This is a genomic window from Pseudomonas mosselii (genome assembly GCF_019823065.1).
Classification (GTDB): Bacteria; Pseudomonadota; Gammaproteobacteria; order Pseudomonadales; family Pseudomonadaceae; genus Aquipseudomonas; species Aquipseudomonas mosselii.
Genome location: NZ_CP081966.1, coordinates 4399464 through 4416809, shown reverse-complemented (window position 1 = coordinate 4416809; position 17346 = coordinate 4399464). Strand labels below are relative to the sequence as shown.

Below are 17346 nucleotides of genomic sequence, written 5' to 3'. Positions count from 1 at the left end.
GGCGCTACTGGTCAATCAGCGACCGAAACGCATCGGCCAGCCCACCACCTTCTTCGCCCGCGGCGTGGCGTAGGTGCGCACCTTGGAGGTGCTCAACCCCAGCCTCACCAGCGATTCGGCAATGGTCACCGCAGCGCTCACGCCGTCCACCACCGGCACCCCGGTGCGCTGGCGGATCTGCTCGTCGAGCCCGGCCATGCCGCCGCAACCCAGGCAGATCACTTCGGCCTTGTCCTCGCGCACAGCCCGTTCGGCCTGCTCGACGATGGCTTCCACCGCACGCCGTGGGTCGCTTTCCAGCTCCAGCACCGCCAGTCCGCTGGCGCGCACCGAGGCGCAGCGCTCGTACAGCCCGGACAGTTTCAGGCGGTCCTCGATCAACGGCACGGTGCGGTCCAGGGTGGTCACCACCGAGTAGGCGTGACCCAGGTACATGGCGGTGCTGGCGGCGGCATCGGTGATGTCCACCACCGGCACGTCCAGCAGTTCCTGTAGGCCTTCCCGGCCATGCTCGCCATAGCCGGCCTGGATCACGGCATCGAAGGGCTGGTCGTAGGCCAGCACCCGGTCCATCACCGCGATGGCGGCCAGGTAGCTCTCGAAGTTGCCCTCCACCGACTCGGCGCCGAACCACGGGGTCAGGCCGACGATCTCGGTACCGGGCGCGGCCACGCTGCGCGCTTGCTCGGCAATGGCTTCGGTGATGGCTTCGGTGGTGTTGACGTTGGCGATCAGAATACGCATGACGGATATCCCTGAAATTCAGTGGCTGCTGTGGTCGACGGCGATGCATTCGCCGCTGACATCGAGGTATTGGCGGTGGCGTGGCGCAATCAGCAGGTAGACGGCGGCGGCGATACCGGCACCGATCAGCCAGGAGAACGGCGCGATACCGTGGAAGTTGGGTACCAGGGCCAGGATGATCGCCAGCAGCGCGGCCGGGATAAACGCGGCCACGGCGCGCAGGTTGATGCCGCGGGTGTAGTGGTAGGCGCCGGCGGGACTCTCGCTGTAAAGCTCGGGCACGTTGATACGGCCCTTACGCAGCAGCCAGTAGTCGGCCATGATCACGCCGTACAGCGGGCCGAGCAGGGCGCCCAGGCCGGAGAGGAAGTACACGATCACCAGCGGGCTGTTGTACAGGTTCCACGGCAGGATCAGCACCGCCAGGGTGGCGCTGATCAGCCCGGCGCGGCGGAAGTTCAGGTGGCGCGGCGCCAGGTTGCTGAGCACGAAGGCCGGGGCGACGAAGTTGGCCATGATGTTCACCGCCACGGTGACGATCAGGAACGCCAGGCAGCCCAGCACCAGGAACGCGGTGTTGGGGATGCTGGCGACGATCTGTGTCGGGCTGTCGATGACCTGGCCGTTGATCTGGAACTGTGCGCCGCACAGCACCACGGTGATCGCCGCGAACACCAGGATGTTCACCGGCAGGCCCCAGAAGTTGCCGACGCGGATGGTTCTGCGGCACGGCGAGGAGCGGGCGAAGTCGCAGAAGTTGAGCACCAGGGTGCCGTAGATCGCCAGCCACAGCGCGCCGCCGGCGAAGATATTGCGCCACATCTCGTAGCCGCTCAGGGGCTCGGCGACCGACCAGGCGATGCGCGCATCGGCCTTGAAGTACATGAACACCGCCAGGCTCGCCACGGTCAGCAGGATCACCGGGCCGGCGAAGGCCTCGTAGCGGCGCACCATCTCCATGCCGTAGGCGAGGATCACCAACTGCACCAGCCAGATCGCCACGAAGCACACCCAGCCCAGGCTCGACAGACCGAGGATGCTGTCGTGGTCATAGGCGGCCACCTGCGGCCACACGGCGGTCAACAGCACCCGCAGCACCACCGAGGCCAGGTAGGTCTGGATGCCGAACCAGGCGATGGCGATCACCGCGCGGATCAGCGCCGGGATCTGCGCGCCATGGATGCCGAAGGCGATGCGGCTGATCACCGGGAACGGCACGCCGGTCTTCTGCCCCATGTAACCGGACAGGTTCATGAAGAAGTACACCAGCGCCGCGCCGATCGCCAGTGACAGCAGGATCTGCCAGCCGCCCAGGCCCAGGGCGAACAGCCCCATGGCGAATGAGTAGTTGGCAATGTTGTGCACGTCGTTGGTCCACAGCGCGAAGATGCTGTAGCCGCCCCAGCGGCGGCCTGCCAGTTTGGTCGGGGCGAGGTCGCGGTTGTGCAGGCGTGGGCTCAGTTCGAGATCGGCGGGTTGGCCTTCGAGGCTCGTGGTCGAGGGATGGGGGCTGGCAACGGAAAGTTCAGGGGCAAGGGGGAGGCTGCTACTCATTCCGGTGGCTCCTGATGCGCGTGACTGCGATGAGCGGGCGCTGGCGCACGGGCTCGCCATCTCGTCGGTGCAGGCGTTGGCATCACTGGGTTCTGGGCGCAACGGTCGCCGACGGGGCGACGCTGCGGGTTCTTGTGTATTTATGTTTCGTAAAACTTGTATACAAAACACAAGCACACAAAAGCCAGTTCCATGCCAGCGATCAATACGCTTTCAGGCGGCTACTATTTTGAATCTATCTATTTGAAAGTTAAGTAGATGAAATATTGGAACTATAAGTTGACCAAGTGAACAGGTTATATTTTTCACACAACCAATTAGCTGATCGTTTAGTCAAATTTAGTTAAACGAAGTGTGTAACCTAATGGGGCGTTACCCGTGGAGAGTGCACACAAAAATGGCACTTATGGTGACATTCTTGTGTACAAGTTTTTCTCGGGTACTTGGCCTCATGCCATCGGCGGCAACCGCCGCTTCACCGGCGTCTTCTTGATGATCGCCGTATTGGTCTCGGCCAGCACGTTGAGGCGGTCGAGCAGCGTGTCCAGCTGCTCCATCGAGCGCACATGCAGGCGGGCGATGAAACAATCCTCGCCGGTAACCTTGTCGCATTCGGTGAACTCGGGAATGGCCACGATCTGCCGTTCCACCTCCTGCAACTGCCCCGGCAGCGGGCGAATGCGCACGATGGCCTGCAACTGGTAGCCGAAACAGCGCGGGTCAACCTCCACCGTATAGCCGCGCAGCACGCCGCGCTCCTCCAGGCGGCGCAGGCGCTCGCTGACGCTGGGCGCCGACAGGCCGCTGATCTGCGCCAAGGCCTTGAGCGAGCGGCGCGAGTCTTCCATCAGGGCGTTGATCAGCAACTGGTCGATGGCATCGGTCATGGCAGCCTCGTTAGGTGATTTTCAATAAATGCCTTGATAGTAAAGGCGAGAGCGCCGATATGCCTTGGTTATCCGCTGGAAGGTCGCCCTCGACCCTCCGCATACTGTGCCCATCGTCGACAGGAGGTGTGAGATGGACAATTCGCTGCGCCGTGGTTCGCTGGAAATGATCGGCGCCATGCTGATCTCCGGGACCATTGGCTGGTTCGTGCTGGTGTCCGGGCAGCCGGTGCTGGAGGTGGTGTTCTGGCGTTGCGTGTTCGGCGCCGGCACCTTGCTGCTGATCTGCGCGGCCATGGGCTTTCTCAAACCGGGCGTGCTGACCCGCGTCTCCTTCCTGCTGGCGGTGGCCAGCGGGGTGGCGATCGTCGGCAACTGGGTACTGCTGTTCGCCTCCTACTCGCGGGCATCGATCGCCATCGGCACCGCGGTGTACAACGTCCAGCCGTTCATGCTGGTGGGGCTGGCGGCGCTGTTCCTGGGCGAGAAGATCACCGTGGCCAAGCTGACCTGGCTGAGCGTGGCGTTCCTCGGCATGCTGGCTATCGTCAGCGCTCACGGCGCGGGGCAGGCCAGTGGTGGCGAGTACCTGCAGGGCATCGCCCTGGCACTGGGTGCGGCGTTTCTGTATGCCGTGGCGGCGCTGATCATCAAGCGCCTGGCCGGCACGCCGCCGCACCTCATTGCCTTGATCCAGGTGAGCACCGGCGTCCTGCTGCTGGCGCCCTGGGTGCAACTGGGCGGGCTGCCGGGTGAACTGCCGGCGCTTGGCAGCCTGGTCACGCTGGGCATCTTGCATACGGGGTTGATGTACGTGCTGCTGTACAGCGCCATCCAGCGCCTGCCAACGGCGTTGACCGGAGCGCTGTCGTTCATCTACCCGATCGCCGCGATCCTGGTCGACTGGCTGGCCTTCGACCATCGCCTGGCAGCATTGCAGTGGTTGGGAGTCGGGCTGATTCTGCTCGCTGCTGCCGGCATGCAGCAGGGGTGGTGGTTCCGGCCTGCCGGCAAGCCTGCGCGACAACAGTAAAGCAATGACGAGCGGCTTCCCGGCGTAGAGAACTTATCCGGCAATACAGGGGGAAGGTGGCTTATTGATGGCACTGCTGTCATCTAGTACCCTGCGCGACTATTTCGCAGTGATGCGCTCGGCTTTAAGTGATGGACACGCCCCATGCCCCTTCCTACCCGCTTCCTGGCCGCAGGCCTGGTACTCTTGCCTTTGCTCGCCGGTGCCGCACCGTTCCAGACACCCGGCGACCGTGACCTGATCCGCGATCGCCAGGAGAACTTGCTGCAGGAGCAGCGCAAGCGTCTCGAGGAGCTTCAGCAACTGCCGGGAAGGCAGGCACCGCAGGCGCCCGCCCAGCCCCCCGAGCAAGGGCGCTGCTTCCAGATCCAGCGCATCGACTTGCAAGGTGCCAGCCTGCTCGACGAGCCACAGCGCAAGGCGCTGCTCGAAGGCTACGAAGGCAAGTGCCTGCAAGTCGGCCAGCTCAATGACCTGCTCAAGCGCATCACCGACCATTACCTGAACCGTGGCTACCTGACCACCCGTGCCTACCTGCCCCAGCAGGACCTGGGCTCCGGCGTGCTGCAGATCATCATCGTCGAAGGCCGCCTGGAAGGGCTGGACGGCTCCGCCCTGGCCAGCCCTCGGGAAATGGCCATGGCCTTCCCCGGCAATACCGGCGAGGTGCTCAACCTGCGCGAAATGGAACAGATGGTCGACCAGCTCGGCCGCCTGCCCTCGCGCCAGGTCGAGGTGGAGTTGGTGCCGGGGCAGGAGGTCGGCGGCAGCCGCGTCCAGCTCAAGGGCCAGCGTGACAAGCCCTGGCGCGTCTCTGCCAGCCGGCACAACAACGGTGACGCCAGCAGTGGCGAACAGCAGATGAACCTCGGCCTGGAGTGGGACAGCCCGCTGGGCCTGGCCGATCAACTGAGCCTGCGTGGCGGGCGCGACGTGGTCAGCGACCACTGGCGCCATTCCGACAGCCACGGCCTGAACTACAGCCTGCCGTGGGGCTGGTGGACCTTCAACTACAGCTACAACCACAACTACTACCGCACCCGCGACACCTCCAGCGGTTTCCCCTTCAAGCTCGACGGCGACAACAGCGTGCACCAGTTCCAGGCCGAACGGGTGATCCACCGCGACAGCCTGAGCAAGACCGCGGTCAATGCCGGCGTCAGCCACCTGCGTGCGCGCAACTACCTGGACGACACCCTGATCGACGTCTCCAGCACCCGTATCACCGAACGCCAGCTGGGCGTCAACCACGGCCGGCGCATCGGCAACGCCTTCGTCAACCTCGATGCCGGCTGGCAGCAGGGCATCGGCGCGCTCGACGCCCAGGGCGCGGGCGATCCGCGCGGCAACGAACCGGTGGCGCGCTACAACAAGTACACCCTCACCCTGAGTTACCTGCAGCCGTTCCAGCTGTGGGGCGAGCAGTTCAGCTTCGACAGCCTGGCCACCGGCCAGCGCAGCGAAGACGCCCTCTACAGTGGCCAGCGCATCAGCGTCGGCGGGCTGACCTCGGTGCGTGGCTTCAAGGAACAGACCCTCACCGGCGACAGTGGCGGCTACTGGCGCAACCAGCTGCGCTGGCGCCGCCCGGTCACCTGGGCGCCGCTGCAGCCGTGGCTGCGCGAATACGGCATGGCCTTCGCCTATGACGCCGGGGTGATCAAGGGCCAGCACGGCAATGGCCAGGACCATGGTCGCCTGAGCGGCAACGCCTTCGAGTTCAACGTGCGCGGCCAGTACTTCGCCGCCAGCGCGACCTTCGCCCGCTCGCTGGAGCGCCCCGACGTCATCACCCGCCGCGAACACCCGATCTATTTCCGAGTCGACGCGTTCTTCTGAGTCCCGACCCACCCTTTGCCCGTGACACCGCCGCCCGCGCCTGGAGTTTGTTCGACATGGATATCCGCACCCCACTGAACCAATGCATCGCCCTGATCGTCGCGGGGGTGCTGTTCCTCAACCCCATCGTCGCCACGGCCGCGCAACTGACCGTCGATGCGGCGGCCAATGCCAACACCAGCATCAAGCAGGCCGGCAACGGGGTGCCGATCGTCAATATCGCCACGCCCAATGGCAGCGGCCTGTCGACCAACACCTTCCGCGACTACAACGTCGGCAGCAACGGGCTGATCCTCAACAACGCCACCAGCAAGACCCAGTCGACCCAGCTGGGCGGCATCATCATCGGCAACCCCAACCTCAGGGGCCAGGCGGCCCAGGTGATCCTCAACCAGGTCACCGGTGGCAACCGCAGTACCCTGCAGGGCTACACCGAGGTGGCGGGGCAGGCGGCCCGGGTCATCGTCGCCAACCCCCATGGCATCACCTGCAAGGGCTGCGGCTTCATCAACACGCCGCGGGCCACCCTCACCACCGGCAAGCCGATCATGGACGGCGAGCGCCTTGACCGCTTCCAGGTGGACGGCGGCGACATCGCCATCGAAGGCGATGCGCTCAATGCCACCAACCTCGACCAGTTCGACCTGATCACCCGCAGCGCCAAGCTCAACACCGAACTGCACGCCAAGCAGTTGAACGTCGTCACCGGGCGCAACGACGTCAAGGCCGACACCCTGCAGGCCACGCCGCGTGGCGACGAGGGCGGCGACAAGCCGCTGCTGGCCATCGACAGCTCTGCGCTGGGTGGCATGTATGCAAACACCATTCGCCTGGTCGGCACCGAGCAGGGCGTGGGCGTCAAGCTGGCCGGCAACATGGCCGCCACCACCGGCGACATCCAGGTGGACGCCAACGGCAAGGTGACCCTGGCGCAGACGTCCAGTGCCGGCAACCTGACGGTCGCCGCGCAGAGCGCCGAGCTGACCGGCAAGACCTACGCCGCCGGCAATGCCACCGTGCGCGTGCGTGACGATGTGACCGTCGGCCAGAGCCTCGCCGCCAGGGACAGCATCACCGTGGCCGGCGCGCGGATCGACAACCAGGGCGTTATCGAAGCCGGCGTGGAGCTGGACAACACCCGTAATGCCCACGGCGACGTGACCCTCACGGGCCAGACCCTGCGCAACCGTGGCAGCGTGGTGGCCAACCGCACCCTGGAGGCCACCGGCAGCACCACCCTCGACAACCAGGGCGGCACCTTCAAAGGCCGAGCGACCACGCTGACGGCTGGCCAGCTGGACAACCGCCAAGGCCAGGTACTGGCCGACGACACCCTGACGGTCAACGCCCACGCGATCGACAACCGTGACCAGGGCCTGCTGCAAGGCAAGGGCCAGGCTGTGGTGGATGTCAGCGCAACCCTCGACAACCGGGGCGGCCGCCTGGTGGGCCAGGGTGGCCTGCAGGTTACCGCCACCCAGCTCGACAACCGTGACAAAGGCCTGGTCGGCAGCGACCGACAGGCCAAGCTGACCACCCATGCGCTGCTGGACAACCAGGACGGCGGCAAGCTCAGTGCGGATCGCCTGGACATCAGCACCGCCGGCCTGCTCAACGGTGGCGGCCAGTTGCTTGGCGGCGATGTGCTGATCAACGCCAGCGCCGACATCGACAACCGTCTGGGCCTGGTTTCGGCCAAGCGCCTGCTCGACCTCAAGGCCGTGGGCCTGGACAACAGCGGCAAGGGCAACCTGCGCAGCGACGGCACACTGGGCGTCAAGGTGGCGACCCTGGACAACCGTGACAACGGCCTGCTGTCGAGCCTCGGCGACCTGAACCTGAACGGCGAGCGTCTCGACAACCGTGGCGGCCTGGTCCTCGCCGACCGCTCGCTGACCGTCACCGGCGGGCATTTCGACAACCGCGACAAGGGCGCGGCCACCACCAAGGGCCAGGCCCACATCGACGTCGCCAGCCTGTCCAACAGCGATGCCGGCCACCTGCAGAGCGATGGCCGTCTCGACCTGATTGCCGGCACGGTCGACAACCAGCGCCTGGGCAACATCACCGCCAAGGGCGATCTCGAGGCCCACCTGGGCACCTTGAACCATCAAGGCGGCAAGTTGACCAGCCTGGGCAGCCTGCTGCTCACCGCCGACACGATCGACAACCAGCAGGGCGGCAAGATTGGCGCGACCACCGTGGCCGACATCAGCGCGGCGCGCATCCTCAACCAGCAGGGCGAGATTTCCAGCGCCGGCAAGGTCGTACTGAATGCCAGCGAATTGCTGGACAACCAAGGCGGCAAGATCATCGGCGACCGTGGCCTGGCCCTCACCGTGCAGCGCCTGCTCAACCAGAACAAGGGCCTGCTCAGTGGCCATGACCGCCTGAGCCTGCACGGCACCGAGCTGCTCAACAACGGCGGCAAGCTGAGCAGCCGCCAGCACATCGACGTCACCCTGGACGGCAAGCTGGACAACAGCGACGCCGGCCTGATCGTCAGTGACGCCAGCGTTACCCTGAATGCCGGCACGCTGCACAACCGCCAGGGCGGCAAGGTCTCGGCCAACGCGGCCCTGGACCTGACCAGCCAGGGGTTGCTGGACAACCAGGGCGGCACCCTGGTGACCAACACCGGGCTGCTGCTCAAGGCCGGTCGCCTGGACAACAGCCACCTCGGCGTCATCAGCGCCCAGGACCACGCCGAGTTGCGCAGCGGCGCCATCGACAACAGTGCCAAGGGCAATATCGGTGCCGGCAGCCTGCTGCTGGTTGGAACCCAGCTCGACAACAACGCCTACGGGCGCATCAGCGCCGCCGGTCAGATCGATGCCACGCTGACCGGCCTCGACCAGAACGACCACGGGCAACTGGTCAGCGAAACCGGTATCGACCTCGACCTGCAGCACGGCCAGTTGGTGAACCGCAACGGCGGCCTGCTGCGTTCGCCGGGCAGCCTGTTGTTGCGTCAGATCGGTGTGGTGGACAACCGCGAGGCGGGCGAGATTTCCAGCAATCACGGTTTCAGCCTGGTTGCCAACAAACTCGACAACCGTGGCGGGCGAGTGATCAGTGCCCAGGACCTGACCCTGCGCATCGCCGGCGTCCTCGACAACAGCCTTCAAGGCGTGTTGTCGGCCAGCCATGACCTCACGGTCGAGGCCACCCGCCTCGACAACTACACCGGCGGCAGCCTGGCCAGCGGCCAGGCCCTCAAGGCCACGATCGGCGGCCAGCTCGACAACCACGACCAGGGCATCCTGTCCGCCGTCGGCGCGTTGACCGTGACCAGCGCCGGCTTGCTCAACAGCGAGCGCGGCCTGCTGTCGGGCAACACCGGCGTGACCGTCACCACCGGCCAGCTGGACAACCACCAGGGCGGCCAGCTCATCAGCCAGGCGGCGATGACCGTCGACAGCGCCGCCCTCGACAACCGTGGCGGTGCCTTGAGCAGCAAGCAGGTCATGAAACTGACCACCGGCGACCTGCGCAACGGCGCCGATGCCTTGCTGCGCGGCGGCCGGATCCACAGCGATGGCGCGTTGACGCTGGTGGCGGGGCAGGTCGATTCCAGCCAGGGCGGTGAAATTTCCGCCAAGGGCGACCTGCTGCTGCGGGTCAGCGAGCTGATCCAGCGCCAGGGGCGGCTGATCGGCGAGCAGAAGCTCGACCTCGACCTGAACGGCGGCGACCTGCTGAACCAGGGCGGCCTGATCAGCGCCAACGGCCCACTGAACATCCAGAACCTGGGCAAGCTCGACAACAGCGCCGGCGAAGTCACCAGCCAGCAATCCTACAGCCTGCTCGCCCAGCGCATCGACAACCAGCAGGGCCGTATCCTCAGCGATGGCCGGCTGACCGTGGAGGCGCCACTGCTGGACAACAGCGGCAAGGGCCTGATTTCCGGCGCGCAGGGCCTGCTGGCCAAGGGCACCGACCTGAACAACAGCGGCGAAGGCACCCTGTCCAGCAAGGACGGCGACCTCACCGTGACCCTGGACGGTACCCTCGACAACCGCGAACTGGGCGCCCTGGTCAGCAAGGGTAACCAGCAGATCACCGCGGCCAACCTGCATAACAGCAAGGGCATCATCTCTTCCGAGCAGGCCATCACCCTCAGCGTCACCGACCGTCTCGACAACAGCGGCGGCGGCCTCATTTCCGCCACCGGCGACCTGGCGTTCGACCAGGCAGGCACCGTCATCGACAACCAGGGCGGGCAGATCAACGGCCAGGCGATCACCGTCGTCGGCAAGCGCCTGGAAAACGCCAAGGGCCAGCTGACCAGCCGCGCGCTGCTCGACCTGACCTTGACCGGGGCCCTGCTCAACACCGACGGCGCGCGCCTGGTCAGTGGCGCCGACCTGCTGCTCAAGGCCGGCAGCATCGCCAACAACGGCGGCAAGCTGATCAGCCATGGCCTGCTGCGTGTCGATTCGGCGACGCTGGACAACAGCCGCGGCGGCAACCTGGCCAGCCAGCAGAACCTGGTGCTACGCCTGAGCGGTGACCTGCTCAACGGCCAGGACGGCCTGCTGTTCAGCGAACACGGCAAGCTCGACATCCACGCCAATGCCCTGGACAACCAGGCCGGTACCCTGAAGAGCCAGGGCGGCATCGAAGTGCGCCTGGACAAGGCCCTGAACAACCACGGCGGACGCCTGGAGAGCCAGGCGGGTGACCTCGAGCTGCATGCCGCGAGCCTCGACAACGGCGGCAGCGGCATGCTCAGCGCGGTCAAAGGCCTGTTCAAGGGCGTCTTCGCCGGCCTGTTCGACAACGGCGGCGGCACCACCCAGGCGCAGTCGGTGGACATCAAGGCCGACACCCGGGTGAACAACCAGGGCGGCTACCTCTCGGCCCTGGGCGGCGACAATCAGCTCGACACCGCCGAGTTCGACAACCGCGGTGGCGGCCTGTACGCCGCCGGGCTGCTGCACCTGCAGGGCCAGCAGCTGCTCAACCAGAGCGGCAAGATCGGCGCCGGGCGCATTGATTTCGACCTGAGCGGCGCGCTGTACAACGGCCTCGGCCAGCTGGAAAGCGAAAGCGACCTGCTGCTGCGCGCCAGCGAGCTCGACAACCGCGCGGGTAACCTGCGCGCCCTCGGCAAGACCGGCACCAGCCGCTTCATCGTCGCGGGCAACCTGCTCAACGACAACGGCGTGCTGGCCACCGCCAACCACGACCTCGACCTGCAGATCGGCGGCCTGAGCAACAGCGGCGGGCAACTGCTGCACACCGGCCTTGGCACTTTCGGCCTGGCCTCGGACAAAGTCACCCAGGCCGGTGGCGTGCTGCATACCGATGGCCTGCTGAGCATCGGCGCCGCCAGCTGGACCAACGACAGCGTGCTGCAGGCCCGGCGCCTGGAGCTGGACATCGGTCGCTTCGTGCAGACCGCCAGCGGCAAGCTGCTGGCGGTCGAGAGCTTCAAGGGCCGCGGTGGCGACTGGACCAACCATGGCCTGCTGGCCAGCGATGGCAGCCTGCAACTCGACCTCACCGGCAACTACGACGGTAACGGCCGCCTGAGCAGCCTCGGCGGCCTGGGGCTGAGCGCCACCGACATCCGCCTGTCCAGTGCGGCCAGCCTGGCCGGTGGCGCCGGCAGCGTGGTGACCGCCCGCAACCTGCTGAGCAACGACGGTCGCCTGACCGCCCTCGGTGGCCTCACGGTCAACGCCGCCAGCCTCGAGAACCGCGGCACCCTCGGCGGCGCCGCGGCGGTGACACTTGCCGCCAACACCCTGAGCAACCAGCGCGGCCTGGTGTTCAGCGGCAACGACATGACCCTGCGCGTGGGCAGCCTGAGCAACTACTACGGCGATATCTACAGCCTCGGCGGCCTGGACCTGGCCGGCAACGGCAGCGCCCGCGCCGCGTTGCTGGACAATATCTCCGCCAGCATGGAAAGCGCCGGCAGCATGACCCTGGCGGTGGACACCTTGCTCAACCGCAAGGAACACCTGAGCTCGAAGCAGAAGCTGGTCGCCGGCTACGTCAACGTGTATTCCGACGACCGCTGCAAGGGCAAGGGCTGCGAGCTGTACTTCTCGGCCACGGAAAGCTGGCAGGATGTCATCGACCAGGACAGCCCCACGGCCTTCATCACCAGCGGCGGCAAGCTGACCTTTGCCGGCAACGCGTTCCGCAACCACTACAGCAGTGTCTCGGCGGGCGGCGATATCGCCATCAACACGGCCGTGTTCGAGAACAAGGGCGCCGGTGGCGGCGAGCAACGCAACCTCACCGCCAGCATGTACACCCGTGATCGCGGGCAGTACAACGCGTTCATCAACGCCAAGAACCAGTTCAACCAGAACCCGGGTTCGCTGACCCTCGATCAGGTCATGGCGGCGTCTGGTTATCCGTATGCCAGCATTTATGACGTCATCGACAACAAGACGCCGATTGCCGGCGCCGTGGTCGCCCCGGCGGTGGTGCAGTCGGCTGGCGCGGTGACCATCAACGCCACCCAGCGAATCGACAACAGCGTGGTACGCGTCAACCAGGCCGGTGCCGGCACCATCAATGCCCGTGGCGATGCCACGGCCGATGCGCGCCAGGCCCAGACCCAGGTGCGCGCGCTCAACCCGCAGTTGCCGCCGGACCTGGCCCAACGCCAGGTCAACCCGGTGACCCTGCCCAGCTTCAGCCTGCCCCAGGGCAGCAACGGCCTGTTCCGCATCAGCAGCCAGGCTGGCCAGGCCGCGATCAGCGGCGACGCCCTGGGCGCGACCGGCGACCGCACCCAGGCCGGTAGCGGCACCTTCATCGCACCGCTGGCCAGTACGGCCAGTGCCGACAGCCGTGCCGCGCAGACGCTTGGCGCCAACGGCGCGGCTGCGGCGCAGGGCGCCGTGGCTGGCTCCGGCGTGGCGCTGGGCGGCCTGGCCGCCGGGGTCAAGCTGGTCCAGGGCGTGCCTGAGCGCAGCGTGCCGAATGTCTCGCACAAGTACCTGGTAGAGACCAATCCGGTCCTGACCGACCTCAAGCAGTTCCTCAGCTCCGACTACATGCTCGGCCAGCTCAATATCAAGCCGGACCAGGCCATCAAGCGCCTGGGCGATGGCCTCTACGAGCAGCGCCTGATCCGCGAGGCGGTGGTGGCCCGTACCGGCCAGCGCTACATCGACGGCATGACCAGCGACGAGATGCTGTTCCGCTACCTGATGGACAACGCCATCGCCAGCAAGGACAAGCTGTCGCTGAGCGTGGGCGTGTCGCTCAGCGCCGAGCAGGTGGCGGCACTGACCCACGACATCGTCTGGATGGAGCAGGTCGAGGTCAACGGCGAGAAGGTACTCGCCCCGGTACTGTACCTGGCCCATGCCAATGGCCGCGTGGCCCCCAACGGCGCCTTGATCCAGGGCCGCGACGTCAACCTGATCAGCGGCGGCGAACTGGTCAACGTCGGCACCTTGCGCGCCACCAACAACCTCGCCGTCAGCGCCACCAACATCGGCAACGCCGGGTTGATGGAGGCGGGCGGGCGCCTGGACATGCTGGCCACCGAGTCGATCCGCAACGCCCAGGGCGGGATCATCGCCGGGCGTGAAGTGAGCCTCACCGCGTTGACCGGCGACGTGATCAACGAACGCAGCGTCACCCGCCTGGAAGGCCGCGCGGGCGGCGAGCACGTGACCAAGGACCTGGTCGACACCGCCGCGCGCATCGAGGCGGCGAACAACCTGACGATCACGGCGGGGCAGGATATCGGCATTGTCGGCGGCGCCGTGCAGGCCGGCGGCAACATCGACATGGATGCCGGGCGTGACCTGATCATCGCCAGCCAGGAAGGTGTCGACAGCCACGAGTACCAGCGTCGCCGCGTCAGTGGCCACGACACCAGCATCACCCAGTACGGCAGCGAGGTGAAGGCCGGCGGCAACCTCACCGCCACGGCCGGCCAGGACCTGAGCATCGTCGCCAGCGAGATCGAGGCCCGCCGCGACCTGGCCCTGCAGGCCGGGCGCGACGTGACCCTGGCCGCTGCGGCGAACGAGGAGCACAGCTACGCCAAGGGCAAGAAAGGCAAGACCAAGTACGAGCGCCAGGAGGACGACGTCGAGCAGCAGTCGGCCGAAGTGAAGGCCGGCGGCGACCTGACCATCGACGCCGGGCGCGACCTGCGCATGGTGGCGAGCAAGGCCAGCGCCGGCGACGAAGCCTACCTGGTGGCCGGCGACAAGCTCGAGCTGCTGGCCGCCAACGACAGCCAGTACTCGCTGTATGACATGAACAAGAAGGGTGGTTGGGGGAGCAAGAAGACCCAGCGTGATGAAGTGACCGACGTGAAGGCGGTGGGGAGTGAGATCACCAGTGGTGGAGGCACTTCTCTGGTGAGTGGCGGTGATCAGCTCTACCAAGGCGCCAAAATCGAAGCGGGGGGGGATCTGGCCATCATCAGTGGTGGTGCAGTGACCTTTGAAGCCGTCAAGGACATGCATCAGGAAAGTCATGAGAAGTCCAAAGGCGACCTTGCTTGGAACAGCGCGAAGGGTAAGGGCACGACTGATGAAACCTTGCGCCAGAACCAGCTAGTTGCTCAAGGCGTCATGACGATCAAGGCTGTTGATGGATTGAAGATCGACATCAAGCATATCGATCAGGCCACGGTCAGCCAGAGTATCGATGCCATGGTCAAGGCCGATCCCAAGCTGTCATGGCTCAAGGAGGCTGAGCTGAGAGGGGATGTGGACTGGCGTCGGGTCAAGGAGGTTCACGACAGCTTCAAGTACGACCAGTCCGGATTGGGTACGGGTGCCTCGCTCGTGATCGCAATCATCGTGACGTATCTGACCTGGGGCGCTGGAGCATCGCTGGTCGGTGCTGCGGGCAATTCGACCATTGGTTTTGCTGCTAACTCGGTGGTCAGTGCCGCCGCAACCAATGCGGCAACCAGCACGATCAACAATCGTGGGAACCTCGGTGCTGTCGTCAAGGATGTGACCTCCAGCGATGCGATGAAAGGCTACGTCATGTCAGCGCTCACGCCTGGCGGTGGCAGCATTGTTTCGCGAATCGCACTCAAGGCAGCGCTGAGCACTGTGGTTTATGGTGGCAGCCTCAAGGACAACGCCGTCCAGGCTGGCCTGGAAATCGCTGCTGATGCGTTGAGCGGAGCGATTTTCAATGAAGTGGGTGATCGGCTCATGGGCAGCGGGCTGCCCAAGCGCGTGGCGGTACATGCCATTGTCGGTGGTTTGATTGCGGAAGCAGCGGGTGGTGACTTCCGCACGGCGGCACTGGCGGCAGGCGCGAATGAGGCCTTGGTGCAGCTGGTCGGGGACAAGATCTTCCCTGGCGAGGCCCATGACCGGGTTCTGGGCATGACTTCGCAACTGGTCGGTATGACGGTCGCCGCAGGTCTGGGTGCCGACGCAAAAGATCAGCAGGTCGCGGGTTGGGTGGCGCAGCAGGCTACCGAGAACAACTTCCTGCGTCACAAGGAGGTCGAGGCGTTTCTTGCCGAACTCAAGACGTGTGAGGCGAACAATTCGTGTGCCGAGGTGCGTAAGCGCTATGGCGAATTGAATGCCGAGAACCAGGAACGGCTACAGTCGCTGTGTGCCCGCGACATGGCGGCTTGTCACGATGAGTACAAGCTGTTCTCTGACGATTATCAAAAGACCCATAAGCTGCTGGCCGAGAGCATGAAGGATGTCGGCTGGAGGGATAAGTACAACCTGGGCGCGACGATACTCAGCAACTATCAGGCGATGCAGACATTGGTCGGCACCGCCATGACCAAGGCGATGACCGATGCAGCTATGGAGGCTGCAGGCCAAGCAGGAGTTGAGGTCGATGCTGAGGATGTCGGCACCTTTGGTATGTGGCTGCGAACTGTTGTCAAGGCCGTCACAAATCGCAAGGGAGCAGTTGGTGGAACGGAGCGCGGCCCTTGCTGCTTTGCAGCAGGGACCTTGGTTGCAACTCCGGAAGGTGACCGAGCGATTGAAACGCTCAAGGTCGGGGATATCGTCTGGACCAAACCTGAGCAAGGGGGCGAGCCTTTCGCTGCTGCAATCACCGCGACGCATGTCCGCAACGATCAGCCGATCTATCGGTTGAACCTGGAAAGCACCCACGACGATGGCCAGGTTCAGACTGAGAGCTTGTTCGTTACCCCTAGCCACCCATTCTACGTACCCGCCAGGCATGATTTTGTGCCGGTGGGTGAGTTGAAAGCCGGAGACTTGCTACAGTCCTTGGCTGACGGGGCGGGAAACAACACGTCGAGCCGCGTTGCTTCGGTGAAGCTGCATAAGCTGGTGGGCGAGACGTTTAACCTGACGGTGGATGTGGGACATACGTTCTATGTAGGCCAACTGAGGACGTGGGTTCATAATACAGGTCCATGCCCGCTTCCGAATCCTCGCAATGCTGCCAATCTCATCGGTGGACCTCTAGAGAATGCGACTAAGGTGAGTGGGAATTTCGATAAGGTAAACGGGCCAGCTAATGGGACTCTTTACAGAGCTGACAATCGAGGAAATATTACTAGTTATGCGGTTTATGACTCGCAAGGAATGATCTTGAAACGAGTTGATGTGACAGGGGCAGCCCATGCAAATGTTCCAACACCTCATGTTATTGAGTATGGGCGTAACAAGTTGCCGGATGGGTCGATTAGAGTTCAGTCGCCTTCCTCAAAACTACCACCAAGACGAGCAACCCTGGAAGAGATACCATGAAAATAGTTAAATTTTTTGCGGAAATAATAGGGCTAAAAAAATTTGAGGCTTGGCGAGCTGGCTGGCAGGATCCTGAGTCTATTGACATATTTTCTTATGTTGAAGATGTCGTAAGTCCAGAGGATAGTTTGATTTTTTGTAAGTGGTTATTTCCGGATTTTGTTGTGTTTGAGGATTCGGTGATATTAGCCATGAAATTTGATGAGGCCGCGTTTCACACCTGGCTGCAGCATTTTTCAGGCGATAAAGCCGGAGTTGAAAAAATGTTGAATCACACTCATCTTTACGATGTGTTTTCAGGGTGTGGGTCTTCCGTGGATGAGGTGGTATTTGAGCAACTTTCCAATGTGCTGGCCATGTCTTGGCGAATGGTGTTGAAGGCGCAGTTCCCTGATAGAAGATTTCACGTAGAGGCGATTAACTCCGATCAGGAGTATGGTCCGGTGGTCACCTTCCATGAAATGCGTGGGTGCGGAAAAGGGGACAGATCTATTTTTCCTACTCTAATTCCGGCTCCTGGCAGCGAAGGGAGCTAGCTGTCATGTAGGTGGGCCGAGATTAGAGTAGGGGAAATAAATCTGTCTGC

The 17346-nt window shown here is 64.3% G+C and carries 7 protein-coding genes; 4 read left to right on the top strand and 3 right to left on the bottom strand.

What is annotated here, in order from left to right; translation table 11 throughout:
• Positions 1–15: 15 nt before the first annotated feature.
• The 3 genes from K5H97_RS20380 to K5H97_RS20370 form a co-directional block, all read right to left on the bottom strand.
• Positions 16–744 carry an aspartate/glutamate racemase family protein gene (locus tag K5H97_RS20380; protein ID WP_028692810.1) on the bottom strand — a complete coding sequence of 243 codons (729 nt, stop codon included), beginning with the start codon at positions 742–744 and terminating at the stop codon, positions 16–18.
• Between the two features lie 18 nt (positions 745–762).
• A complete protein-coding gene (locus tag K5H97_RS20375; protein WP_028692811.1) occupies positions 763–2298 on the bottom strand; it encodes an NCS1 family nucleobase:cation symporter-1 in 1536 nt (511 codons plus the stop codon).
• A gap of 449 nt (positions 2299–2747) precedes the next feature.
• Positions 2748–3185 (bottom strand): Lrp/AsnC family transcriptional regulator, encoded by a 438-nt coding sequence (locus K5H97_RS20370; RefSeq protein WP_028692812.1) that lies wholly within the window; start codon positions 3183–3185, stop codon positions 2748–2750.
• A 133-nt stretch (positions 3186–3318) separates the two neighbouring features.
• On the opposite strand from K5H97_RS20370, the gene K5H97_RS20365 reads away from it, so the two are divergent.
• The 4 genes from K5H97_RS20365 (at position 3319) to K5H97_RS20350 (ending at position 17296) form a co-directional block, all read left to right on the top strand.
• Positions 3319–4218 (top strand): DMT family transporter, encoded by a 900-nt coding sequence (locus tag K5H97_RS20365; protein ID WP_028692813.1) that lies wholly within the window; start codon positions 3319–3321, stop codon positions 4216–4218.
• Positions 4219–4362: 144 nt separating this feature from the next.
• Entirely contained in the window at positions 4363–6057 is a 1695-nt protein-coding gene (locus tag K5H97_RS20360) for a ShlB/FhaC/HecB family hemolysin secretion/activation protein (protein WP_028692814.1), read from the top strand.
• Positions 6058–6113: 56 nt separating this feature from the next.
• Complete coding sequence (locus K5H97_RS20355) at positions 6114–16760, top strand: two-partner secretion domain-containing protein (protein WP_051555767.1); 10647 nt, start codon at positions 6114–6116, stop codon at positions 16758–16760.
• Positions 16757–17296, top strand: a complete 540-nt coding sequence (locus tag K5H97_RS20350; RefSeq protein ID WP_186597753.1) for a hypothetical protein — start codon at positions 16757–16759, stop codon at positions 17294–17296. The genes K5H97_RS20355 and K5H97_RS20350 overlap by 4 nt, the downstream gene beginning before the upstream one ends.
• Positions 17297–17346 lie beyond the last annotated feature (50 nt).

Coding starts and splice junctions, on each gene's coding strand:
- K5H97_RS20350 (WP_186597753.1), top strand. CDS start 16,757: ATGAAAATAGTTAAATTTTTTGCGGAAATAATAGGGCTAAAAAAATTT.
- K5H97_RS20355 (WP_051555767.1), top strand. CDS start 6,114: ATGGATATCCGCACCCCACTGAACCAATGCATCGCCCTGATCGTCGCG.
- K5H97_RS20375 (WP_028692811.1), bottom strand. CDS start 2,298: ATGAGTAGCAGCCTCCCCCTTGCCCCTGAACTTTCCGTTGCCAGCCCC.
- K5H97_RS20365 (WP_028692813.1), top strand. CDS start 3,319: ATGGACAATTCGCTGCGCCGTGGTTCGCTGGAAATGATCGGCGCCATG.
- K5H97_RS20380 (WP_028692810.1), bottom strand. CDS start 744: ATGCGTATTCTGATCGCCAACGTCAACACCACCGAAGCCATCACCGAA.
- K5H97_RS20360 (WP_028692814.1), top strand. CDS start 4,363: ATGCCCCTTCCTACCCGCTTCCTGGCCGCAGGCCTGGTACTCTTGCCT.
- K5H97_RS20370 (WP_028692812.1), bottom strand. CDS start 3,185: ATGACCGATGCCATCGACCAGTTGCTGATCAACGCCCTGATGGAAGAC.